At 52.7% G+C, this 23,947-nt stretch carries 24 protein-coding genes; 11 read left to right on the forward strand and 13 right to left on the reverse strand.

Annotation, left to right across the window (positions count from 1 at the left end; genetic code table 11):
* Positions 1–217: 217 nt before the first annotated feature.
* Positions 218–457 carry an aldehyde dehydrogenase family protein gene (locus ACR0AG_RS20745; RefSeq protein WP_480842335.1) on the forward strand — a complete coding sequence of 80 codons (240 nt, stop codon included), beginning with the start codon at positions 218–220 and terminating at the stop codon, positions 455–457.
* Positions 458–966: 509 nt separating this feature from the next.
* On the opposite strand, the gene ACR0AG_RS20750 is transcribed toward ACR0AG_RS20745, so the two are convergent.
* The 3 genes from ACR0AG_RS20750 to ACR0AG_RS20760 form a co-directional block, all read right to left on the reverse strand.
* A complete protein-coding gene (locus ACR0AG_RS20750) occupies positions 967–1,959 on the reverse strand; it encodes a nuclear transport factor 2 family protein (RefSeq protein WP_480842337.1) in 993 nt (330 codons plus the stop codon).
* A 182-nt stretch (positions 1,960–2,141) separates the two neighbouring features.
* Positions 2,142–3,128 carry an ester cyclase gene (locus tag ACR0AG_RS20755; protein ID WP_480842339.1) on the reverse strand — a complete coding sequence of 329 codons (987 nt, stop codon included), beginning with the start codon at positions 3,126–3,128 and terminating at the stop codon, positions 2,142–2,144.
* A gap of 40 nt (positions 3,129–3,168) precedes the next feature.
* Positions 3,169–3,555: a hypothetical protein gene (locus ACR0AG_RS20760; RefSeq protein WP_480842341.1), complete on the reverse strand. Its 387-nt coding sequence runs from the start codon at positions 3,553–3,555 to the stop codon at positions 3,169–3,171.
* Between the two features lie 114 nt (positions 3,556–3,669).
* Between ACR0AG_RS20760 and ACR0AG_RS20765 the strand changes: the two genes are divergently transcribed.
* From ACR0AG_RS20765 to ACR0AG_RS20790, 6 genes are all read left to right on the forward strand, one after another.
* Positions 3,670–4,881, forward strand: coding sequence for a nuclear transport factor 2 family protein (locus tag ACR0AG_RS20765; protein WP_480842343.1), 1,212 nt, complete (start codon positions 3,670–3,672; stop codon positions 4,879–4,881).
* Between the two features lie 28 nt (positions 4,882–4,909).
* Positions 4,910–6,139, forward strand: a complete 1,230-nt coding sequence (locus ACR0AG_RS20770; protein WP_480842346.1) for an extracellular solute-binding protein — start codon at positions 4,910–4,912, stop codon at positions 6,137–6,139.
* A 68-nt stretch (positions 6,140–6,207) separates the two neighbouring features.
* On the forward strand, positions 6,208–7,254 hold the full coding sequence (locus tag ACR0AG_RS20775) for a carbohydrate ABC transporter permease (RefSeq protein WP_480842348.1): 1,047 nt from the start codon (positions 6,208–6,210) through the stop codon (positions 7,252–7,254).
* Positions 7,251–8,090, forward strand: a complete 840-nt coding sequence (locus tag ACR0AG_RS20780) for a carbohydrate ABC transporter permease (protein WP_480842350.1) — start codon at positions 7,251–7,253, stop codon at positions 8,088–8,090. Before ACR0AG_RS20775 ends, ACR0AG_RS20780 begins: the two co-directional genes overlap by 4 nt.
* Before the next feature lie 3 nt (positions 8,091–8,093).
* On the forward strand, positions 8,094–8,531 hold the full coding sequence (locus tag ACR0AG_RS20785; RefSeq protein ID WP_480842352.1) for an ester cyclase: 438 nt from the start codon (positions 8,094–8,096) through the stop codon (positions 8,529–8,531).
* A 26-nt stretch (positions 8,532–8,557) separates the two neighbouring features.
* Entirely contained in the window at positions 8,558–9,583 is a 1,026-nt protein-coding gene (locus ACR0AG_RS20790; RefSeq protein ID WP_480842354.1) for a LacI family DNA-binding transcriptional regulator, read from the forward strand.
* Positions 9,584–10,056: 473 nt separating this feature from the next.
* Here the strand turns inward: ACR0AG_RS20790 and ACR0AG_RS20795 are convergent, their stop codons facing one another.
* From ACR0AG_RS20795 to ACR0AG_RS20830, 8 genes are all read right to left on the reverse strand, one after another.
* On the reverse strand, positions 10,057–11,085 hold the full coding sequence (locus ACR0AG_RS20795) for a LacI family DNA-binding transcriptional regulator (protein WP_480842356.1): 1,029 nt from the start codon (positions 11,083–11,085) through the stop codon (positions 10,057–10,059).
* Positions 11,086–11,229: 144 nt separating this feature from the next.
* Positions 11,230–12,291, reverse strand: coding sequence for an ABC transporter ATP-binding protein (locus ACR0AG_RS20800; protein ID WP_480842358.1), 1,062 nt, complete (start codon positions 12,289–12,291; stop codon positions 11,230–11,232).
* A complete protein-coding gene (locus tag ACR0AG_RS20805; protein ID WP_480842360.1) occupies positions 12,291–13,118 on the reverse strand; it encodes a carbohydrate ABC transporter permease in 828 nt (275 codons plus the stop codon). The genes ACR0AG_RS20800 and ACR0AG_RS20805 overlap by 1 nt, the downstream gene beginning before the upstream one ends.
* Positions 13,115–13,990, reverse strand: a complete 876-nt coding sequence (locus ACR0AG_RS20810) for a carbohydrate ABC transporter permease (RefSeq protein WP_480842362.1) — start codon at positions 13,988–13,990, stop codon at positions 13,115–13,117. Before ACR0AG_RS20810 ends, ACR0AG_RS20805 begins: the two co-directional genes overlap by 4 nt.
* Before the next feature lie 57 nt (positions 13,991–14,047).
* The gene (locus ACR0AG_RS20815; protein ID WP_480842364.1) at positions 14,048–15,370 is read right to left on the reverse strand and encodes an ABC transporter substrate-binding protein; all 1,323 of its coding nucleotides are present in this window, start codon (positions 15,368–15,370) and stop codon (positions 14,048–14,050) included.
* A 303-nt stretch (positions 15,371–15,673) separates the two neighbouring features.
* Positions 15,674–16,504, reverse strand: coding sequence for a prephenate dehydrogenase/arogenate dehydrogenase family protein (locus ACR0AG_RS20820; protein ID WP_480842399.1), 831 nt, complete (start codon positions 16,502–16,504; stop codon positions 15,674–15,676).
* Positions 16,505–16,782: 278 nt separating this feature from the next.
* Positions 16,783–17,409: a LysE family translocator gene (locus tag ACR0AG_RS20825; protein ID WP_480842366.1), complete on the reverse strand. Its 627-nt coding sequence runs from the start codon at positions 17,407–17,409 to the stop codon at positions 16,783–16,785.
* A gap of 268 nt (positions 17,410–17,677) precedes the next feature.
* Positions 17,678–18,700, reverse strand: coding sequence for a permease (locus ACR0AG_RS20830; RefSeq protein ID WP_480842368.1), 1,023 nt, complete (start codon positions 18,698–18,700; stop codon positions 17,678–17,680).
* 85 nt (positions 18,701–18,785) lie between these two features.
* Between ACR0AG_RS20830 and ACR0AG_RS20835 the strand changes: the two genes are divergently transcribed.
* A complete protein-coding gene (locus ACR0AG_RS20835) occupies positions 18,786–19,643 on the forward strand; it encodes a LysR substrate-binding domain-containing protein (protein ID WP_480842370.1) in 858 nt (285 codons plus the stop codon).
* Positions 19,644–19,854: 211 nt separating this feature from the next.
* A complete protein-coding gene (locus tag ACR0AG_RS20840) occupies positions 19,855–20,286 on the forward strand; it encodes a DUF4275 family protein (protein ID WP_480842372.1) in 432 nt (143 codons plus the stop codon).
* A 198-nt stretch (positions 20,287–20,484) separates the two neighbouring features.
* Here the strand turns inward: ACR0AG_RS20840 and ACR0AG_RS20845 are convergent, their stop codons facing one another.
* Positions 20,485–20,910: a VOC family protein gene (locus ACR0AG_RS20845; RefSeq protein ID WP_353013088.1), complete on the reverse strand. Its 426-nt coding sequence runs from the start codon at positions 20,908–20,910 to the stop codon at positions 20,485–20,487.
* 103 nt (positions 20,911–21,013) lie between these two features.
* On the opposite strand from ACR0AG_RS20845, the gene ACR0AG_RS20850 reads away from it, so the two are divergent.
* Positions 21,014–21,607: a TetR/AcrR family transcriptional regulator gene (locus tag ACR0AG_RS20850; protein ID WP_480842374.1), complete on the forward strand. Its 594-nt coding sequence runs from the start codon at positions 21,014–21,016 to the stop codon at positions 21,605–21,607.
* A gap of 287 nt (positions 21,608–21,894) precedes the next feature.
* On the opposite strand, the gene ACR0AG_RS20855 is transcribed toward ACR0AG_RS20850, so the two are convergent.
* Positions 21,895–22,449 carry a cupin domain-containing protein gene (locus ACR0AG_RS20855; protein WP_480842377.1) on the reverse strand — a complete coding sequence of 185 codons (555 nt, stop codon included), beginning with the start codon at positions 22,447–22,449 and terminating at the stop codon, positions 21,895–21,897.
* 155 nt (positions 22,450–22,604) lie between these two features.
* Here ACR0AG_RS20855 and aptA point away from each other — a divergent pair, with 155 nt between their 5' ends.
* Positions 22,605–23,927 (forward strand): omega-aminotransferase AptA, encoded by a 1,323-nt coding sequence (gene aptA, locus ACR0AG_RS20860; protein ID WP_480842379.1) that lies wholly within the window; start codon positions 22,605–22,607, stop codon positions 23,925–23,927.
* The last annotated feature ends 20 nt before the right edge of the window (positions 23,928–23,947 follow it).

Below are 23,947 nucleotides of genomic sequence, written 5' to 3' on the forward strand. Positions count from 1 at the left end.
TCACGGAGGGTCAAAAAATTAAACGTTGCAAAAACCAACGACAGTGCTCTGGAGGCGTCTTATCCGGCCCGTTTTCCAGATGGCCAAACTGTACAAATCCCCAACGAAGATAGACCTGTCGAGCCTCAGGGTTTGAGGTATCGAGCCAGACGCTATGACAGCCTCTTGCCCTGGCCAAAGTACATCCTTGGGAAAATGACAGCCCTTCAATGAGATCATGCTCAAACAACCTCTTCGAAAACTACTCGACGAGTACAAACCTAAGATCACGCATGCTCGTCAACTAGACCCCAGAGTTTGCGACACATCCGTCCGCATTGCCAATGACACGCCTTATGGGCTGGCAGCAGGCATCTGGAGCAATGACTTAACTGCCACACACCGGATCGCGCGCGATCTTCAATGCGGGATGGTTTGGATCAACGGGTATATGAACGGCGACATGACCATGCCCTAGGGCGGATGGAAGGAATCTGGTGAAGGGCGCGACAAATGTCTGGATGCGCTACTCGAAAACACCCAAACCAAGTCCGTCTGGGTCACACTCGACGCCTGATCTACAAAAAGGAAGCCATTTTGAATTGCAATACCTTCGTGCGGAGGTGGGCTGGGATTAACGCAAATTTCTGACATCCTGATGCAGCAATACGAGTGGTGACGCTCACTCCCTGCTCATTCTCTATCTGGGTCTAAGCTTCGGCAGAGTGATGTTTGTGTTTATTTTGATATCTTCGATAGAAGCAATGTCCAGATAATCAGCCTTATGGTATCGCTTTTGTCCGTCCGAAGCGCACAGTGTGGCAGAAGTTGTTTCGCCGACCGTCTCAGGAGACACTCCTATGCCGATTCAGATTTGCCAACTTTTCTCGGTCATCATCGCATTGATTTCATCTAAATTTGATCGTGGCACTATAGGTGAAATTGCAGCGGTAGGCGCTAGCAGTAAATGCAGCGCCTAGATGGTGATTAACCTCGCATATAGGGGATGCGCCCAAGTATATCAGTACCCTGCTGGTTCCAAAAATGCAGCAAATCGATAAAAATCCAGTTTTCTGTCAGTTTGTCACCGGACCGGCGGTACATGTCTATCACGCGCATGTCGCTGAGCTTATCGGATGCAGGCATTCCCATGAATCCACCTGACGGTCTTAGCGTCAGGTTTGGCCAACCAAAGAAGCCTCCAAATTCACCCTCTGCAATGCGGGCGATGTGGCCGTTGAACGTGCGATCGGCCAACCCGTCGCGGAAGGGGCCGGCGTGCTGTTTGATGTAACGCTCGATTGTATAAGCGGCACCGATCCCCGTCGGGCCCCACCAGATCATATCGTCGTTCCAGCTACGCGGCAGCTCTACATCCAGGCCCAGCTCTTCGCGCCCTGTCCAGTCGCGAATGTCGTTGATCATGAAATCGATTGCGGCCTTAGTTCTAAGCCCTTCTTCAGGGTTCTGGGCATCGAACATAACGCCGGTATGGGTCATTGGGCCGGGTTGAACCAATTGCGCTCCGGTTTGTGACGCGAATAGGCGCAAACCAGCCTGCGCTGCAAGATGGGGGATATCAAAGAACATTGCCGTGTCGGTTATCTTATCCCCTTCAACTCGGTGGAACTCTGCATAACGCAGCATTGCAATCTTGTTGGTGGGTGGAATGTTCAACCAGGGCTCGTCGAACAACCCCATCAGGTGTCCCATTGACGCAACCCAGATACCTCCATCCTCAAGTTGGTTCTCACCAGCCATGAATATATCCAAACGGCGCTGCATCCGACGCAGCGAGTTTTGGAGGGGCTTCCAGAACCGTTCGGCAACTTCAACCGGATCATGAATTTCATGAAACGGGTGATAACCGCGCCAGATCGCGTCAGGTGAAAAGTAGGTTTTGGCCGCAGCCACGGCATCCTCGCCCAGCGACGCAAAATAGCGCCGAACGAGATCTTTAGCAGATTGTAAATCAGACATATTCACCTCTCGGTTCTTAAGGGTGTCTGGCGGAAAATCCGTCAGACTGTACAGCGGCTCAGGCCGCATATTGGTTCGCCTAGGCGCTTCTCTTCTCAGGTCCAAATCGATGAAGACGTGCAATTCCTGCTCGATAGGTCGATCTGAAAAAGTAATTCGGTTGTCTGTTGCGCGCTTGGAATTCAGGGATTTGGCCGTCTTAGCTGCCTCATCCGTGCAAGGACGTCTACTCCGAGCTGTTGGTAAATGTGCAGCAAGTCTACCATTACCCAGTTTTCGCGAATGCGCTTGCCCTCCACACGCCAAAAATCCAATCCTCGAATGTCCAGGTTTTGTCCCGTCGGTGGAATGCCAAGGAATCCGTCGCCGACCAATGTTTGCCTCATGGCGGGCCATCCTGTTTCTCCCACATATGCGCCATCACCAAAGAAGTGGCAAAGGTCATGGAATCTCTGATCACTCCAACTGGGCATCCCGGCGACCCATGGCTTCATGTGCCAATCTGTGAATCCATCGAACCCGCGCGAAGACCCAATACCTGCCGGGCCATACCAACCCATCCGCGGATGCCAGAATTGCTCAAGCTGCATCTTTTCGGGCCCGCCTTTCGCGGGATAATCCTTCATTTGTTCGAGCATCTGTTCGACAATTTGCAATGATTTTGTCGAGTGCTCGGGATCGGTGTCGCCGCAATTGATCCCGTCATGGGTGGCTGGACCTGGGGCGCACCATTCTCGACCAAGACTGGGTGCCATCGGCCAGACACTTGCCTGCATCATCAACTCGGGTAAGTCCCAGATCGCGTGCATTTCAACGATCTGATCCTCCTCAAACCGATAAAACTCGTGATATCGCATGTGCACGATGTGGCCAGTAGGTGGTATGTCCAAAAACGGCTTCTCGAAGACGCCGTGGATGTTACCCATGATCCCGACCCAAGATTGACCTGATTGACTTTTGCCGGAGATACGGATTTGGTCGCGGCATTCTATGTCGGGTAAAGCCACGGCCAGTGGCCCGTAAGTGGCATCAAACAATTCACCAACTGACCAACTGGCTTCAAATGGGGTGCACATCCGGAACACCGCCGATGGGCTGGCGAGTGCACTTAGCTCATTCTGGGCTTGGTTGAGGTCAAAGTCGTAGAGCGCATTACGGTACTCGGCCATACGAGTTGAAAGTCTGGCGGGGGTTGGCTTCATAGTTTTGTCACCCACGAATTTCTTCAACTGGCGCAGTCATTGCACGGCGATGACTGATCAAACCGATCCCCAGCTGTCTCGAAAACCAAAAGTGATCAATGAAGACCCAATACCCGGCCAGTTTGTCATTACCCTTTCCAATTAGATCAACGATACTCTTGTGCGCCGTACTATTGCTGCTGGCGGAGAGCCCGATATATCCGCCTTTTGGCCCCATCTTCAGGTTAGGGCAGGCAGAAGAACCATCAAAGTCGCCCTCACAAAGGCAATCCTGATGGCTCAAAAAGCGAACTAGTGATTTTGCATCTTGAAGCTTGGGCACACCGAAAATCCTGCAGAAATAGGCATAGGTATGCGCACAATCTTTAGATTCGAGTGAGAAATCAAGCGACAAAATGCTGCGAATTTAGCGAATTCATGAGCTTTCACCTTGCAGACCCTTGACAGAATCGGGGTTTGTTTGAATTTTATAAGCATACGTATGCGATATAAAATCGATGAGGTCGACGTGACACAAAAAGCAAAAATTCCTGAAGATACTTCAGTCGCGTCCGCGACATCGTCGATGCGCAGCGATGCAAAAAATTCAAAACCGGGAACTCATATCCGCTTCAGCCCTTTGAAGGACGAACATATGCCGGTGGATTATTCGATCTCGCTGGAAGAGTACCGTCGCGGCGGAACAAAGGAGTTCCTGGGTAAAGAGCCTGATCATTTGGCGACGCATTCGATGAACGGGTTTGATGGCAAGTATAAGAACATTGTCGATTACATTGTCCGAATAACGCATCAAATCTGGGAAGAAAAAGACATTGGCTGTATCTATGACACTTACAGCCATGACTGCCGCGTTTGGGACGATGTCGGGCTGCAATACGGCCGCGACAAGATCGTCGCAGATACTGTTCATACCAACAATGCGATTCCAGACATACGCCTTGTCGCGGATGAGGTGATTTGGGCTGGAAACGACGACGTAAGTTTTCATACCTCACATCGCACAATGATCATGGGAAACAACACAGGTTACTCCCGTTTCGGCCCCCCCACCAATCGGCCCCTTCGGCTGTTCTGCATCGCCAATTGCGTTGCGCGCGACAATGAGATCTACGACGAACACGTTGCCTATGATACTGCGGCACTGATCCAGCAAATGGGCTTTGACGTGGGCGAAATGGCCAGACAAGTTGCCTCTCAACGCCCGCAAGGTCCATTCGCACCGAATTTTTCTGCAAGCGAGCCGAAGCGTTTAGCTGGCCAGGCGTTCCCAAAGCGTTATCCGATCCCAGATGTGGTTGATGGAAACGTGCGAGACTTCGTTCACGCGGCTTTCGAAAGTATTTGGAACCGGCGAAATTTTAGTGCGATGGATCAAGTCTATGCACCGGACATCGTTTTCGAAGGCTCTACCAGTAGGGTTTACCGAGGGGTGGGCCAGATGCGCTCGCATGTAATGTCGATGGTCGCAATGTTCCCGAACATTCGTATTGCCGTCGATGATCTCTATTGGATGGGCAATGCCAAAGACGGGTATCTCGTATCAATTCGTTGGGGTGGTGTTGGCGCGCACCGAGGAAACGGCCCATACGGTGAACCTACCGGGAAGGAAGCTCATATCTGGGGTATCACTCAGTGGCATATTCATAACAACAAGGTCCAGAAAGAATGGACTGTTTTCAATGAGTTCGGAATCTTGATGCAGATTTTTGGCGACACCTAACCGCGGTAGCGGCAACAAGGAGGTTGATATGAAACTGAAACACATACTGCCAGCATTGGCCATCGGGCTAAGCCCGGTTGCAGCTTCGGCCGAATGTACGATCGAAGGTACGGGCGAAGTAAATGTCTTGTCCAACTTCTTCGAAGCGCTGGAAGTCCTGGCGGCTGAAATGGAAACTTGTGAGCGGGACGGTCTTGTCGTCGAAACCAAGCTAACCACGGATCACAAAGAAGAAACGAACAAAGCGTTTGAGTCCTCAACATCTCCCTGGGATGCAGCCGCTGTTGCAAATAGCTCGATAACTCTGCTTCAGGCCAAGGGTCAACTTCGCCCTTTGAATGACCTGGTCGAGAAGTATCGGGACAAATACGACATTGAAGACGGGATGCTGATCCGTTTTGGTGACGACATTATGGCGATTGCCTTTATGGTCAACGCTCAACACCTGTTCTACCGCAAGGACATCTTTGAAGAGAACAACATCGCTGTTCCCACGACTTGGGATGAGGTTCTGGAGGCGTCCGAAAAACTCAAGGCAGCAGGGATTGAGCACCCATATGGTGCGGCCTTTGGCAATAGCTGGGAATTGGCGAATGAGTACGTCAATATGCTGCTGGCCAATGGTGGCACGCTGTTTGACCCAGAAACATCCGACTCTACTTTCGAAACGCCCGAGGCAATCGCTGCGCTGGAAAAAATGGGCGAACTGTACAAATACATGTCGCCAAATTCGATGTCGATGGACTTCGGTGACGTGAAGCGCCAATTGCAGCAAGGTGATGTGGCGATGGCTGTTATGTGGGGCAATGAGGCCTCGGGTATGGACAATCCCGACGAAAGCACCGTGGTTGGTAAGATTGGGTTTGCTCCGTCGCCCGTCATGGTCGAAGGCGGGGTCCCTGCATCGACATTCTGGTGGGACGGCTATGTTATGCCAAAGAACCTCGATGGTGATCCAGATCTGACATTCCAAGTTCTGATGCACGCGATGCGGGCTGAGACGGTCAAGGAGAACAATGACGTAACCCTCTGGATTCGTTCGGCGTATGAACCAGGCCAATACACTACGGCCATCACTGACACGGTTGTTGCTGGCGCACCTCCTTATCCGATGAACCCGCAAGCGGCATTGGCGCATTCAGCCCTGGGTGAGAACATCGCGGACTTTATTGTTGGAAAAGAAAGCGCCGAAGACTCTTTGGCCGATGCAACAAAGACGTATCGCGCCGCTGCGCGTGATCAGGGCCTATTGAAATAGGCCAACTCCCTGGTGCCAGCTACGTCGACAAATTTTGGCTGGCACCAAACTTCTGACGGGATAGTTCAGTGAAGCGTTCTACTTTCTTTTCGTTCGTTGCGCCGTCGTTGGTGTCCATGCTGCTGCTTATCGCACTTCCCCTGGTCGCGATTGTCTATCTCGCAGTGTATCAATCCTTTACTCAAACTGAATTGAAAGAGGTGAAGACAGAGGTACCTCTGTTCGGTGGACAAACCCGGGAAGTCACCCGAATGGTTCCACAATCGGTACTGGATGCTGACGGCAATCCAGTACAAGTCTGGAAATATGTCGGTGGGCAAAACCTGGAGAATGCTATCGATGTGGAGGGTCTTAAGGCGTCTGTCGATAGGACCAAAGTAGAAAACCCCAGAGAGTTCATCAAAGCGCTTTATCGAGAAATCAGTGATGTAGATTTCTGGTCCGCGCTGGAATTCACGCTTCTTTATACGTTTGTGACGACACCGATCATACTGATCCTAGGGTTCGGTCTCGCCCTTGCAACCAATCGAGTGACGGTGCAACTGCGCGGCTCGGTTGTGTTTGTGACGCTTCTGCCAATGATCGTAACTCCGGTAGTTTCGTCCCTCGCGGTCTATTGGTTGTTCATTGATGGCGGTGTCATCGCAGCGACCTTAGAAGCCATGGGCCTCGGCAAATTCTACTTTCTTGCCGATCAGGTCACGATACGGCTGGTGATCATCGCCTACGGGGTCTGGTTTGCTGCACCCTTCGCATTCATCATACTATATGCGGGGTTGCAAACGGTACCGGAAGAGCCGCTTGAAGCGGCGATCATAGACGGCGCAACGCCATGGCAACGCGTTCGATACATCGTAATTCCTTACCTGTCTCCATTGTTCGCCGTGATCACCTTGATCCATGTGATGGATAGTTACCGGGTGTTTGAGCCCGTTCTGGTGTTCGGTTCGCGAGTCTTCGCAAATTCAGTTCAGTATCTGACCTACTACACGCTTGTTTTTGAGGGAAATATCCACAAGGCCGCGGCGTACGCCGTGCTGACAGTGGCTGGGGTCGTTGTGTTGCTGATACCGATCATGATCCGGACCTACAAAGATCAGAAAGCCGGAAAATGAGACCAGCGAAACTTAATCTTGCTTCTCGAGTATCGATCAACTTTGGACTTTGGTTCTGGTTCTTTGCCGCGCTTCTGCCGTTCTTTTGGATGTTCATCATCTCATTGCGCAAACCCGTAGACGCGTTTGCGACGCCGCCAAAACTGCTGGCCCCAATGACCTTGGAGAATTTCAGATATATTTGGGTTGAAGACGGATTCTGGCAGTATGCGATAAACACGACAATCGTAACTGCTTCGACCGTTGTAGTTTCGCTCACGATCGCCTGCTTGGCGGCATATGCGTTATCGCGTTACCGAGGCTCACTTGGATTTTGGCTGCTGATGGCAGCTATGGTGTTTCGCGCGATGCCGCATGTTGTGTTGCTGACAGCCTATCGACCGGCTTTCTTTGAGCTGGGAATCTGGAGTCGATACGAGACACTTATTATCGTTCTTGTCGCTATAAACCAACCGTTTACAATCTGGATGCTGCGCGCCTTTTTCATGAATATACCACAAGAACTGGACGAGGCTGCGTTGGTTGATGGCTGCAATCGGTGGCAGGCATTCTTTCGTGTGATTGTCCCTGTCATGTGGCCAGGCATCGTGACTGCTGGTTTGTTCTCATTCTTGTTGGCTTACAACGATTTCATTATCTCCAGCCAACTCATGAACGGTGATATGGCCACCATGACCGCATCTCTTGGTAGCTACATGGGCCAGAACCAAAGCCTTGCACGGCTGATGCACGGGATCGCCGGGGCCGTCTCGATCACCATTCCAATCATTATTTTGGTTTTCGTTTTCCAGAAACAGATCGTGTCTGGGATGACCGCAGGTGCAGTGAAAGGATGAAACATGACTGCCGAATCCAACCTCAAACTAATTCAGGATATGTATGTCGCGTTGAACGCACAGGATCTTGATGCGCATGACCAGTATTGGCATGAGGACATGGTCTGGCACGGACCACCGGGTTTTGGCGATATTCACGGCCGCGAGCGCTTCAAGTACGATGTTCTTGCCGAATTCTACAAGGCATTTCCCGACTATCATGTCAGCCACGAGATCGAGTTCGCCAACGAGACATGGATTGCTGGTACCGGATACCTGACCGGCCACCAAAATGGTGAATATTTGGGTCTGCCCCCCACAGGTCTACCGGTGAATATGCGCTTCTCAGATTTCTGGCTGGTGGTCGATGGTAAATTGAAAGAAAACTGGGTAATGGTTGACCACGTCGATACGTTCAAACAATTGGGCATTGATCTGATGGCAGCTGTCAAGAAAAGCTAATGCAAAACAGGTTGGCGTGAGTTCCATTGAAAAAATCCAAGGTCACTTCAATTGATGTTGCGCGCCATGCCGGCGTCTCTCAATCTGCGGTGAGCCGTGCTTTTTCCCGCACGCCAACCCAGTCGGGCGTTTCCCCTGAAACAAAAAAACGCATCCTCAAATCCGCGGATGAGCTGGGGTACCGACCCAATGCGATCGCGAGATCACTCATTACACAAAGATCAAATATCGTCGCGCTGTTGTTTAGTTATTTGGACAATCAATTCTACGCGCTCGCGCTCGAGAAACTCTGCATCGAGCTTCAAAAAACGGGGTTCCATGCGCTTGTGTTCATGATGCCCAGCACAGATGAGGGCGTCGAAGAGACCGTATCACAATTGTTGGAGTATCAGGTCGACGGGATCATAACAGCATCTGTCGAGCTTTCTTCAACCCTGGTAAAATTTTGTTCTCAGCGCGATATCCCTGTTGTGATGTTCAATCGTTTTCAAGAACATGATGGCATTGCCAGCGTTACAACCGACAACGTTGCGGGTGGACGCGTGGCCGCGCGGCACCTGCTAAAAACGGGGCATCAACGTATTGCACTTCTGTCCGGATGGGAACGATCATCTACAAGCCGAGACCGAAAATTTGGTTTTGAGGCAGAGCTTCGGGAAAGTGACCGAAGTCTTTTTGCTCATGAAGTCGGTCACTTTGATCTCGACAGAACGGGAACGGCAATTCGAAAGATGTTTGGCGGCCCGAAAGAAACGCATCCCGATGCCCTTTTTGCGGCAAACGACTATATGGCGATCGAAGCTGTCAGCATTTTGCGGAGTGAGCTTGACATCAGCATTCCTGACGATCTCTCGGTTATCGGGTTCGATGATATCCCCATGGCCTCCATGCCAGAGTTTTCTCTGACGACGCTGAGGCAGCCCGTCAACAACATGGTTGCCAACGCGGTTCGTCAGATTAACGAGTTGGTGAGGGATAAAACCATCGAGGTTGAGAACATCGCGTTGGCACCAAAGCTGGTTGAAAGACAGACGGTCAAGCCGCGCGGCTGAAATGATTTGGAGTTGGTGTATAGAGATTTGATGCAACTTTTTTGAGGCTAGCCTGAGTACCTGCGCAGCGCTTCCTCGGTGGCGCCATCTGTCCCAAAATCCCTAGCGACGGACAATGGCCCATGCGCAGCCCAAATTCGTCATTGCGCGATATGACAACTCGGGAAAACTGCTACAATCGACCAGCAGGCCCAAAACAATCCTGTGATCAGGGGACGGACCAAAACCGACCCGCAAAGGTTGGCATCGGCGCTACGCATCGCGCAAGGAAAAGCGTTCTGGTCGGCTTTGAATATCGCCGAGACACATATGACACTTCAGGTGAAGACATCACAGCTGACTCCGCTGCACTTTGAGTGTCTTACAAGTATAGGCAGAAATCACTTGGACTCTGAAAGCAGCGGGGAAAATTCAATGGTTTTGATGCAGCTTTTTGGAACAGTTTCGGTGGCATGTCCACTGAGACGGTAGTGCTATGAAACTTCATTGGGAAGCCAACTGTGCGGGTTTCTAGTGGTACTCCGCACAATTAGTTGGCTTTCAATCTCGATGCGTCTGGCTGCCGCTTCAGGGCTTTCGATCATCGAAAGCAAAATCTTGACCGTAGCTTCGGCCATTCGGTTTGTTGGTTGGCGGAGCGTGGTCAAGTCAAATGTCTTCCACGCAGCCATCGCAACGTCGTCATATCCAATGACAGAGACATCACCCGGGACATTGAGGTCAAGTTCGTGCTTCAGAGCTTCGAGGACCGCAAACGCCATGTGGTCGTTGCCGGCGAATATTGCATCTGGCCCGGTGCCATTTCGAAACAGAGCAAGAGTTTCTTTGTATGCAATAGCACGGCTGTATTCGCAATCGACAACTTGAAACGGTCCGATCCCCTGCCGGGTCATTTCTGCCAGAAATCCCGCTTTGCGCTCGCGGCCATTCAGGGATTTTTGCCAACCCGCGATATGCGCGATTCGTGTGTGGCCACCCGCCAGAAGAAATCTCGCAGCAAGACGTCCGCCTTCGAAATTTGCCGCTGTAACCGAAGCAATGTCAGTGTCCTCTTGCCCGCGATTGAACAAAACAAACGGAATGCCGTGATCCTGTAGCCGTTCGGTCAGTTCGTTGGAAACGCTTACCGACGCCAAGATGATGCCATCGACCTGATGCGCAAGAAGGTCCTCAACCACTCCGTCGACTTCATCGGTTAGGTTGGACGCGAAGAAGGTCATGATATGATAGCCGTGTTCGTGGAACTCGGCAGACAGCTTCTCAAGCGCTTCTGCGTAGAAGGGGTTTTTGAGATAGGCCAACACGATCCCTATGGTGCGGGACCGCCCTGTATTCAGCGACCGCGCCAGTGTGTTGGGTCGATATCCAAGCTTTAGCGCCGCCTCGCGGACACGCCGCTGTTTGTCGGCGGATACTTTCGAGCCTGGCATGAAGACGCGACTTACCGTTGGCTGGCTTACCCCTGCCAGTTTTGCCACCTCGGCCGCTGTTGTTCGGTTCATCCGCATCCATTGCCCACCGACTAAACAATACCCGTTGTTTTAGCACAGGCGTTGTTGACGCCGCCAGAGCGGCTCACACAAAGTTTGCCTGGCAAGTCATTGTCCATGAATTGACCTGCGACGGCTCAAGATTCTGCTAGCATTTCAGTCGCTTCGAATTCGGTTTCCGGATTCCGGGTCGAACAGATACAGATGCTCGGGCGAGAGCGAAATACCAACAATGTCATCCTGATTTTTCCGCATGTGTCGATTGCCTCGTGCGATGACGCGCTGATTGCCCCATTGAACTGTCAGCAATGTGCTTTCACCTGTGTTTTCAAAAGCATAGATTGTGACGTCTATATCACCTTCTCCAGGCTCGAATACAGACATGTCGTCCGCACGAACACCCAGGATTACAGCGGGGCGATCCGATATGGTCACCTCAACCAGACGCGTTCCACCGGTTGTCACGAACGTGCCGCCCTGGACGGACCCTTTGATCAGATTCATGGCCGGCGACCCAATAAATCCGGCAACAAACAGGTTGGCCGGATCATTGTAGATCTCGTCTGGTGTGCCGAGTTGCTGGATCACACCGTGTTTCATCACCGCCACCCGATCCGCCAGTGTCATAGCCTCAATCTGGTCATGCGTGACGTAGACTGTTGTGATCTTCATTTCGCGGCTGAGATGTTTGAGTTCGGCGCGCATGGTCACACGCAGCTTTGCGTCGAGGTTTGAAAGCGGCTCATCCATCAGGAAGACTTTTGGCGTCCGCACAATCGCCCGAGCCAACGCTACCCGCTGCCTTTGTCCCCCCGAAAGGGCCTTGGGTTTTCGGCCCAGAAACTGCGTCAGCTCAACTTTCTCTGCAGCTTCACGAACTTTCGGCGCTATTTCTTGCTTTGGTGTGCCCCGCACTTTGAGCGGGTAAGCGATGTTGTCAAAGATCGTCATATGGGGATACAGACCGTAGTTCTGGAACACCATCGCCACATCCCGGTCTTTCGGCAGATCGTCATTGACCATGCGATCACCGATCCAGATCTCGCCGTCCGTTGGATCTTCCAGCCCTGCGATCATCCGCATAGTCGTGGTTTTGCCACAGCCAGAGGGGCCGAGTAGCACCAGAAACTCCCGATTTTGGATTTCAAGCGATTGGTTGTCGACGCCGACGAAGTCGCCCCAGCGTTTGGTCAGGTTCTTGAGACGGACTTCAGCCATCAGCGTACGGCTCCCATGGTCATGCCTTGCACAAAATACTTTCGAATGATCAGGGCGAGAACGAACATCGGCAGCATGATGATAATGCCCGCAGCGCTGAGCAGGTTCCACAGGTCGCCCTCCTCGCCTTTGAAAAGGGCCAGCCCGATGGGCAGTGTGACCGCATCTTTGTTTGTCAGGATCAGCGCGAACAGGAACTCATTCCAGGCGATGATGAAGCAGAAAATTCCCGCCGTCAGCAAACCGGGTGCCGCCATTGGCAGGACGATATTGAGGATCACTTGTATCCGCGACGAACCATCCACCATTGCGGCCTCTTCGGTGTCCAGCGGAATGCCATCGATGAACCCTTTGATCATCCAGATGGCAAACGGCATCACAATCGCGAGATTTACAAGTATCAACCCGACCCTTGTATCAAGCAGCCCTATATCGCGAAACATGACAAAGAACGGGAGTATGATCACAACGGCCGGAACGAACTGTGTGGCCAGTATCATCACCAACATCGCCGTTTCGCCCGTCAGACGAAACCGCGAAAAGGAGTAGGCCGCCATCGTCGCAATGGGGATCGCTATGACAACCGTGACCAGCGCCACAATGCTCGAATTGAGCAGCTTGTCCCCCAAATAATAGGGTGCATCAAAGACAACCCCGAAATTCTCCAGCGTCGGAGTGAACAGCAGCTTGAGCTGGTAGACATCGACATGGTTCTTGAACGCGGCAAGAAAGATCCAGATGATCGGGATCAGCATGATGAAGATAGCAATCAGGATCAGAACGATCTGGACCACGTTGATGATCTGTTTTTTCTGCCGCCCGGTCATGATGCTTTCCTGAACACAAACTTGGCATAGGCATAGGTGAGGAAGATCATCGGAATGACCATCAGCCAGGCAACCGAGGCCGAGTAGCCAATCTGCCCGTATTTCATTCCGTTGAAATAGATATAGTGGCTGAGCGTTTGCGTTGCGGTCCCCGGTCCACCGTTTGTCAGCATGAAAATCTGGTCGAACGTCTTAAGGCTGAAAATTGACTTGAGGATGATCACAACAGCCAAAACCGGCGCGAGCTGAGGCAGCGTCACGTCGCGAAACACCCGCCAGCCCGAGGCTCCATCAACCTGCGCGGCCTCGATCGTTTCGGGCGGTACTGATGCAAGCCCACCGATCAGCACAAGCGTCAGAAATGGTATCCAACCCCAGACATCAGCCATCACGCATACTGCAAAGGCAAGCTGCGGATGTGCCAGCCAGCTAATATCGGCCAGCGGCGGAAACACGGCTCCGAAAAAAGCATCAAATAGCCCAAACTCGGGGTTGAACATAAAGCGAAACGAAACGCCAATCAGAGCAGGCGACATTGCGAAAGGCAGGATGAGCAATGTCTGCACTCCCGACCTGAGCCGTCCACCCGGTGCCAAAAGCATAGCCAAACCCAGTGCAAGCAGCGTCGTCAACACGACCGTCAGCACGGTATAGATTCCCGTCACCCAGACGGAGTTCCAAAATGCCGGCTCTTCCAGAAAGGCCCAGGTGTAGTTTTCAAAACCAAAATAGCCCTGCGGGAAATTGGGCTTGTTGAGCCGCCCAACCGTAAAGGACAGGCGCAGCGATTCAACGAGGGGCCAGATCGCTGTGGCAAAAACCACCAGCACCGCTGGCAACACCAGCAGGTATTTTAGCGTATTGTCACGCATGTCACGTCCAATCCGATAGCTGGGGGTGTGACCGATCGGGTCACACCCTGCAAAGCATCACTCAATACGTCCGGCACGCTTGAGTACGCGGTTCGATTGCTCGGCTGCTTCGGTCATCAATTCACGGACATCACCTCCAGCCGCGGCCTTGGCGATAGCGGCGGACAGAATATCTCCCACCTCTGGCCATTCCGGGATTTGTGGCATGATGTCAGATTCCTTCAGCGAGTCCCACGCGGCCGCCTGAATCCCGTCATTGGCCGCATTCACATCCGCATCCTGCAGCGAAGTGATATGAGTGACGACGTTGTTCACAATTGGTTTGCCCGCCACTTCGCGTTCGATGGCGTTGGCTTTGTCCATTTCAGGATTGGAAAGCCATTTCATGAATTCCCACGCCGCTTCCTTGTTCTCGGAATAGTCGGAAATCGAAAACGGCATAGAAATCGCATAGGTCTTTGTACGCCCATCATAAGACGGCATCCCAATAAACCCGACCTGGTCCTTGGTCAGCGTCGAAGATTCTGGATTGTAAAACCCGGAATATGCCCACCACCAGACGGGGATCATAGCGGATTTGCCCTGCATGAATGACTGGCGCGCATCCTGCTCTACAAAGGCCAGACTGTTGGGGTTAGTGACACCGTGCACGGTGTGTAACGCGATGTAATCTTCGGTGGCCTTGATCGCCTCGTCGCTGGTCCAGGCTGCGGTCCAGTCGTCATTGAAGATATCCGCACCGGCGGCCCAAAGGAAATTAATCCAGATGAACAGATTCTGACGGTTGCCATCGTTGTTGTAGTACAACGCCAGAGGAGCGATGTCGGGGTTGGACTCCTTCAGCTCTTTGCCGATTTCGATCACCTCCTCCCACGATGTCGGGGGTTCAGGGATCAGGTCCTTGCGATAGAACATCAACTGCGGATGCGCGCGGAGTGGAAAACCAAGCGTTTTGCCATCATATTGGGCCGATCGTGCAAACGCGGCCGGGTAGCGGTCCATCGAAATACCATCTTGCGCCATCATGTCATCAATTGGCATCAACCAATGCGCATTGGGTGGCCCCCAACTGTCGAGATAGTTCACCACATCGAAGGTCCCGTTGGCGGCAATCCCTTCAGCGTTGATCTTTTCCTGCAAAGATCCAAAGGGAATAAAGGTCCACTCGGTTTCGATCCCGGTCAACTCGGTGAATTCATCATCACGCAGCATGAGGCCATCGAATTGGGGCGTTACGACGCTCAGGATATTCAATTTTGTACCGGCATACGGCTGACCTTCCTTCAGATTGTAAGGAATGTCCTGGGCGCTTGCGCTGAGCGTAATCAGCGACAATACCGTCACCGCGACACCCGCCTTCAAAAGAGTCCGTTTGCGCATTCTTTCCTCCCTTGCGAATCGAAACACTAAGTGACTTAGGGTAAAGTTATCATGAATACGTATTCATAGCTTAACTTTTCTGACTTAGCTGGTCTCGCATACGCTAATCAACCCAGCTGCAGTTCTTATATAAAATGAAGAAAATGCATTGGAGATCGATATCAGAGGAAAAGCGGCCCATAAGAGACATTCACCACCCACCTGAATTTCTGCGGTCGCAGCCCGCTTACCAGCCATTCGCTGCAGGCGCAAATCGCAAACAAAGTTCAAGTCCCAGATGCGCGACCTAGCTGCCTATGGATACTACTCCATCAATTGCTTGGTTTTGTTGTGTGGATGTTGCCTCGATGCCGTTTCCAGTTCGTCACCTAAACTTGAGGCCAAGTCAAAAAACTGTCGGCGCACGGTCTCAGCGTAAGGATTGGCCTTCTCAATCGCTTCGAAGACTTCCGGCGCATCGTACTGAACCATAGAAATAGCCTCGGATAACAAGTCAAAACTTTTTGTTGTCATGCGCGTCGGCAGCGGTCCCATCCCAAATAGCACTTTGGCGATGAGGTGCGTGAGGCCTTGGACAACGGCTGCTTCCTTGTCGTGATCTTCCGGTGTCGTCATGATGACCGTCAGACCGAGCGCTTTGCGTAAAAACGCCGCCAGCCTTGTGTGTCGTATTCCCTGAATGGGACAGACCGCAATCTTTAGACACTTAATACCTTTCGTAGCACTCTGAGGACCAAACAAGGGGTGAGTAGCGACGATGTCAACATGGTTTGGTAGCAGTCGCCGCATGATTTCAGAGGGAACGACTTTGACTGAGCCAACATCGACAATCAGCGCGCCGGGTTTGCAAGCACCCGCGATCTCGCCGACAACCTGCTCGAATGAGGACACCGGTGCCGCAACAAGGATCACATCGGTTTGCGAGACTGCGTGCAAGGATGCGAGCGTCACTCGGAGCTGCTTCGCGGCTTTGGTGACGTCCGGGGAGGGGTCGTAAGCCAATATCTCAAAATGCGGGCCGAGATGAAGCGCAGCCAGTTGTCCGAATGCACCAAATCCCACGATGCCCAGCGAGGTAGGTTGGTTTTTAGTGATGTTGTTCATTTCTCGACCTTTGAATTTGCCGCCCGGCACAAGGTCGATTGACTGTTGACCGCTGTCAGGGGCAGCGGAATACAAATGATGAATTGCCCGCAGCTATGAAAGCTGAGGATAATAGTCCTGCGATGCGAAGACTGATTTCATCATATTTTAAGTCGTAATGCACCCAAGAGAGTTAAGTCAATGACAGCGCGACGGAGCGCCCATTAACAACTTGGCATAAATCGGGAGGCACACGCTCTTAAGGAATTCCACCGGAAGGCGCGCGAAAGGCAGTTGAACTGAATCTGCTGCAGTAGCGCATAGGTCGCTTATCTCTCCTGTAGTGCAAGCCGAACGCCCAATGCGCAGTAGATACTACCAACAACCTTGCCCTGCCACCTGATGACAGTCGGATTGCGGCGAAGGAAGTTGCCCAGGCCACCTGCTGCAACGGAATAGACGATAGTACTGAAGAAGCCGATCAGCGCGAATACGATCCCAAGAATGGTAAGTTGCGCGACAACAAGACCTCTTTCTGGCGCGACAAACTGAGGCAGAAAAGCAAGGAAGAACAGCGCGGTCTTTGGGTTCAGTACTTCAGCAAGGATCGCCTGTCTGAAAGCTTGAGGTGCAGTGATTGGGACGCGGCCCTGGCCAAGATCAACCGAAGCCTTCTCGAATATCGCCTTCAATCCAAGGTAAACAAGATACGCCGCCCCAATGTATTTCACTATGGTGAATAGCGTAGCAGAAGCTGCAATGACGGCAGAGATACCTACTACAGCCATGATCGTGTGAATGAAGTCGCCTGCTGTGATACCAGCACCCGTGGCAATCCCGACTTTCGTTCCAGACGTTGTGGCTCGCGCAACCGTCAAGATAGTCGCAGGTCCTGGAATGAACACAAAGCCAAGAACGATCAAAGAATACGTCAGCAGTACGGCGGGGTCGATCATTCTGTTTTCTCCATGAACTCTTGAGATTTTAGCAATCCACAGGCTTCGAAGAATGACAAGCCCCGGAACAAGACGTGCGCTGTCCTCCGACCAATGAGCAAGTTGGGCTCGACGCGAACTTCAGATGCAGCACGGCATCCGCCTGGGTCTGAGCGAATTGCTCCGCAACGACGGCCCGAACCGTCCTTAGTCCGAAGAGGATAGATGCGACAATTGCTACCGGCATAGCAGCCGTCGATAAACGCTCATCATCTGCCTGCGCTGAATCTCAGACGATCCACCCAAAGACATACCCCGCCCCGAGTGACCCCAGAACTGCAAGCAGCAGATAGAGAATGAACGGTTGCAATTTGAGCACCGGTGCGATGGCCATAGCACCCCAGATGCTAACCGCGCCGCCCGAAACAAGGAACGCCATCGCTGCGCCTTCGGACATGCCGTTGTCGATCAACCCGCGTGTCAGCGGGAGCGCTGCGTAACCGTCAATATAGGCCGGGGCACCGACGAAGACAGCGGCGGGTATGGCCCACCATTTGTCTTCGCCAACATATGCTGCCAGTGCACCCGGTGTAAGGGCCGCGTTCAAGGCATACTCCGCGGCAAATGCCGGGATCAGGCAAATCAGGATAAGCCGCGCGGTTGCCCAGACCTGTTTGCCGAAAGAATGACGGCGCGCCTCGGACCGCCAGACCCAAGGATCAAAGGGCCGATCTTCGCCGCATCTTGCAGCACTTAGCTGGCGCGCCAGGCCATTGACCCGAAGCGCATTCATGGCCCAGGGCGTCTTGGCGAACATGCCGGTGATCGCGCCGCCCAACAGACCTAATCCGAAGGCGGCAAGCGTCTTGCCAATCGCAAAGCTCAGACCAAGGGTTGCCGCGGTTGTCGCGAGCATTGCGGGATCCGTTATCGGAGAGGATAGCCAGAAGGCCATGATCGGAGCGAGCGGTACGCCAGCAGCCAGCAATCCGGCCATCAAAGGCAGCACGGTCACACCGCATACGGGCGTGATGGCTCCAATGAGCGAGGCCGCCAAAACCGTTCTCAGTGTCCTGCCCTCGAAGGCACCAGCGATGTGGGTATCCGCGCCGCTTGCGATGATCCAGGCTGCAAGCACGATGCCCGGAATGACGATGGGGGCCACGACAATCAGGCCCCATAGGACAAACTTTGCTGCGTTTGCGGCGTGTTCCGGCCAGGCAAGACAGACGCCTGCCAGCAGCAGCAAAGACACGCCCCACACCAGAGGTTTCCGGCTAGATGGTTGGTGGGAAGCTGTCTGATCTGACATGGGTTACTCCTTTGAACTTGAAAAATAGTGCGGCACACGGCATCTGTGAAACGCATAGTTTCAATTTCCGGTATTGGAAAAACAGATGGAAAATCTAGATAGTGATCTTCTGCGAACCTTCGTCGCCGTGGCTGATGCCGGAAGTTTTACGGACGGTGCTGCCCGCATCCACCGGTCGCAATCTGCGACAAGCCTTCAGATCAAGCGCCTCGAAGCGATCCTGGGTCAGCCGGTCTTTGACAGGCATGGTCGCGGGGTAGTCCTGAGCGACACGGGACGAAAACTATTTCCAGTCGCGCATGAGGTTACGGCACGTCTCGACGCGGCACTACGAGAGATTTCACAGAACACAGTAAGCGGCAAACTGCGTTTGGGCATACCCGACGATCACGGGCGCGCCAGACTTGCGGCGATCATCGCGACCTTTGCCCGCCAACATCCGAAAGTCGAACTGGATGTCACCTGCGCCTTGAGCACAAGTTTTCCAGAGGCCCTCGATAAGGGGGCGCTGGATCTTGCAGTCTATGAGGTCGAAAGCCCGTCCAGCCACGAGGAGGTTGTTTATGAAGACCCTACATGTTGGGTGTCGTCGGCGCACCGGCACTTTCGGGCCGATGAAAGCCTTTCAGTGGCCTTGTTCGATCATGCGTGTTGGTGGCGCGACGCGGCGGTCATTTCATTGCAAGCCCGTGGAAAGCCATATCGAGTTGTCTACTCCAGCCAAAGCGTCTCTGGTGTGATTGCAGCAGTAGAAGCCGGGATCGCAGTGGGTCTGCTTGGTCGCTCCTCTTTGCACGGAGGTCTATCGGTGGTGAACGATGCATTGGGCCTTGGAAACACGCCTGCTTCCAAGCTGGTGATGGCATCCAGCAAGCCGAAAGAACAAGGGCCTCAGGACGCTATGAAAGCCGCGATCCGAGCCGCATTTATTACCAACCCTTGAAAAGCTGAACTGCGCTGCGCTCTGTCGAATGAGCAGGTCGGGCTCTAAACCCACCTCGGAACGACTGCAGCATAGGCGAGAAAAGTCCTCCGCATACGGATGGGGACGGCCCAATGCAGACCTTGATCATTGTCAGTCTCGTTTCATGCGGTCCAAAACACCGCTAGGCTGCCCGCTCCACATATTCTTGGTTCAAGGCTGGACAGGGATGATGCCGAAGAAAACCCAGATTGAGCATTTCCTTATGTCTCATTCAGTCGACTTTGATCAGCTTTCTCCGGTTGAAAGTGAGCAGGTAAAAGCCGACTGGCTTGCGACATATGCATTGCGAGTAAAGAAAAACACAGGCGCCTGGATTCACAATGGTTTTCGATGGCACGGATTTAGCTACGGACTTCAAACTGCCATCACGGGTTCAGATGCTTTGATTGGGTATCAGGAGCAATGGCCGGCCCCTTATGTAGTTTTCGACGAGAGCAATGACTGGGCTTACTCGTGCACCTCCAATCGATATCCCGACTTCACTTCATTTCAAGCAGACATTTACGTAGCCCATCACAACATGAAATGGACAATGGTTTTCACGCATGAACAGCCGGATTTAGGGCCCTATCTCGCATTCAAATCGGAAAACGTGAATTGATGGAATTTACCAAGCGTTGAACAGAGTTTGGTATCGCGTCAGGTTAAACTGTCTAAATCTCCGCCCGCTCTGCCTTTCGCGTATTCAGGATTAAAGGTATGGCCAACAATATCGAATGCACCAATAGTGGCGTAGATTGCGCGACACAGGTCGGCCGCGCAATCATCATCAAACTGAAGGTTCTTAGGGCACTCTCAATCACGACGGTACTGCGTCGGCTGCATATTGAGACAGGAATTCCTCTGAGGGTGGGATCTGAGTGATAACATCAATCAGTACCCCGTTTGGATCGCGATATATCGCATGGCGTTGGCCAAACGGCTCGCTCACAAGTGACTTTGCCACCGGAACTCCTTCCGACCGAAGTCGTTCATCCACTTTGTCGACATCCTCGACTTCAAAGTTGAGGATCATGCCCTTAGACGCACCGCGGGAAACCTCTGGGATCGTCTCGTGGTCCGACTGCACGACCGCGAGATTGACCGACGGATCCGCTTCACTCTGCAGATGCACATACCAATCCGCCTCGAATGCTGCGCGGAAGCCAAAGTGACGTTTGTAGAACTCTGCCGTCTCAGAAACCGTTTCAGACTGAATGACCGGGTAATATTGAGTAACACGCATTTTTGATCTCCTTAACTTACATGCGCAGTGTATGTATCATCAATTTGCAAATACATGCAATATGTATGTAAGGTGCTTGAAGTGATATTCGGAGCCGTTAATCTTGCCCCCAGAAAAACCCGCTCGACGCAGCCAGGCAAACCGACGCGCCGAAACGCGTGCCAAACTCATAGAGGCTGCCCGAGAACTGTTTGTGAATTCGGGATTTGCCGATACTGCAACCCCAGACATCGTACGTAAGGCCAGCGTAACTCGAGGCGCGCTGTATCATCATTTCAAGGACAAGGCTGACCTCTTCCGCGCCGTCGCAGAAGAGGAGGCCAAAGCAATCTCACACCATATTGACCAAGAAACCCGCAATGTGGCCGATCCCGAACAGGCCATGGTGACAGGATCAAGTGCCTTTTTTGATGCGATGTTGGTTTCAGGTCGGGTGCGCCTCCTGATGGAAGAGGCACCAGCGGTATTAGGGCATAGCGCTGCTGTCGCGTTGACTCGAGCCAATGGAACAGAAGAACTTCGTGAAGGGCTTTCGCGAGCTCTTCCTGAACATTCATCAAAGCAGGTCGATGCTTTGACTAATCTGTTGTCGGCCGCGTTTGATCGCGCTGCCCTTGAGATCACCTATGGTGGCGATCCGAACGTCTACAAAGAGGTTATGAACCATTTGATTTGTGAAGTGCTTAAAGGCAACTAGCAGACCTCAGAAGCCGCGCAGTAAAGATCCCTGCCCTTTCTTCCGTGACCTACTCGGCCCTAAGCCGACACTGACCATCATTCGCCATTGCTGCGTCACAACCCGCATTCCGGCCATTCGCTGCAAGCGCGAAATCTAAAAGGACCGCCGTTGAGGATCGCGTGAGAAAGGCGACAATTGGCTCCTGATCGTGAATGTCGATTTCATTTCTACATTCTGAGTCAGTTGTCGAATTTGACTATCCCGCGAAATATTGAAAACGCTCACAAGAGAGCTCTTTCATTTAGTCAGAACGACGAAGGAGTGCAGGCGCTGATCACTTTGCAAGGCGTATCGCCGGCATTCCGAAACCTGTGTGGCAATATGCTTGAGAAGTAGTATGCGTCCCCGGGGCCCAGAACCCTGGACTGCCCATCTACCGTCACTTCAAGACGGCCCTCTATCACAACCGCACATTCCTCTCCTTCGTGCGACAGTTCAGATCGACCCGAGTCGGCACCGACATCGTACTCTTCTATGAGCATCTGGAGTTTTCTGTCTCGGCGTTCTCCTGCGACAAGCAAATATGAAACACCTGGGGATCCAAGGTCGCGCATTCTTTCATGCGGGTAAAAAAACGTCTCCTCGTTTTGCAATTCAAAACTGAAGAAAAAACCCAAATTTACGTCTACTGCAGCAAGGATCTTTTTGAGCAGCGCCACGGAAGGCTGAGTTGAACCACTTTCGATTTGAGAAATCGTTCCGCTACCCACTCCCGCGCGTTTGGCCATTTCACGTTGACTGAGGCCTTTGGTCGTCCGAATCAACTTTAGACGACGGGCTGTTTCGAGATCTGATGACAAAACCGTTACTCTGGTGCTTTCTTGCTTTGGATCGAAAGCATTCTAGGGGTGCAATGATTTTTTTCAATAACTTACAGATTAAAATAAAACCGGATGTGCGGAAGGTCTGAACTCTGCAAGGATTTGTCATCAAATGAAAATCTTCTTCACGAGGAATGAACGTGCTCGATCAACCCAACACAATGTCATCGTTTTGGATGCCGTTTTCGGCCAATCGTGATTTCCTTCGCGAGCCCCGAATGATCCAAGCAGCCGAGGGGATGTACTACACCAGTTCTGATGGTCGGAAGGTCATGGATGGCACCGCCGGACTGTGGTGCGTCAACGCGGGTCACCGTGATCCGCTGATCGTTGAATCGGTACAGAAACAGGTGCACGAGCTGGATTACGCACCAAACTTCCAGTTCTCCCACCCTCAGGCGTTTGAGTTGTCAGCAAAGCTGACCGCGATGATGCCTGAGGGAATGAACCACGCATTCTTCACTAACTCTGGCTCCGAGTCCGTCGATACGGCGCTAAAGATAGCGCTGCATTACCATCGAATGCGCGGCGATGGGGCGCGTACGCGCTTGATCGGGCGCGAGCGTGGTTATCACGGCACAGGGTTTGGTGGCATCTCGGTTGGCGGTATCGTCAAGAACCGCATGCATTTCGGCGCGCTTCTGACCGGCGTTGATCACCTGCGTCACACGCATGATCTGGACAAGAACGCATTTTCCCGCGGTTGCCCACAACACGGGGCAGAGCTGGCAGACGATCTGGAGCGTTTGGTTGCTTTACATGACGCCTCGACAATTGCGGCTGTGATCGTCGAACCAATGGCCGGTTCGACCGGTGTTCTCCTGCCGCCGAAAGGATACCTAAAACGACTGCGTGAGATCTGCGACCGCCATGGCATTCTGCTGATCTTCGACGAGGTTATCACTGCATTCGGTCGCTTGGGGGCAGCGACGGCGTCAGAGTATTTTGATGTAAGGCCAGACATCATCACGACCGCCAAAGGCCTGACCAACGGCGTCATCCCGATGGGTGCGGTCATCGTATCCGACAAGATTTACGAGTCGGCTATGGAAAATGCCGATGCGCCGATTGAGCTATTCCACGGCTACACCTATTCCGCCAACCCTGTATCGTGCGCCGCCGCGCTGGCAACGCTGGAGAGTTACAGTGAGAACGATCTGTTCCGCCGCGCTGCATTGCTGTCGCAGCCCTGGGAGGATCAGCTTCACAGCCTCAAAGGTCTGCCGAACGTCATCGATATCCGCAATCTGGGATTGGTGGGCGCGGTCGAGCTTGCACCACGAGAGGGCGCGCCTGGGGCACGGGGTTATGATGCAATGAAACTTGCCTGGGACGCCGGAATAATGATCCGTGTCACAGGTGACATCATCGCCTTGTCTCCACCTCTGATCATCTCGGAACCCGAAATAACAAAACTTTGTCTGACACTTGGAGAGGTATTGGCGGATCTGCCATAACCCCTGACTTCTAACCCCAA

Source organism: Ruegeria sp. H6 (assembly GCF_056532975.1).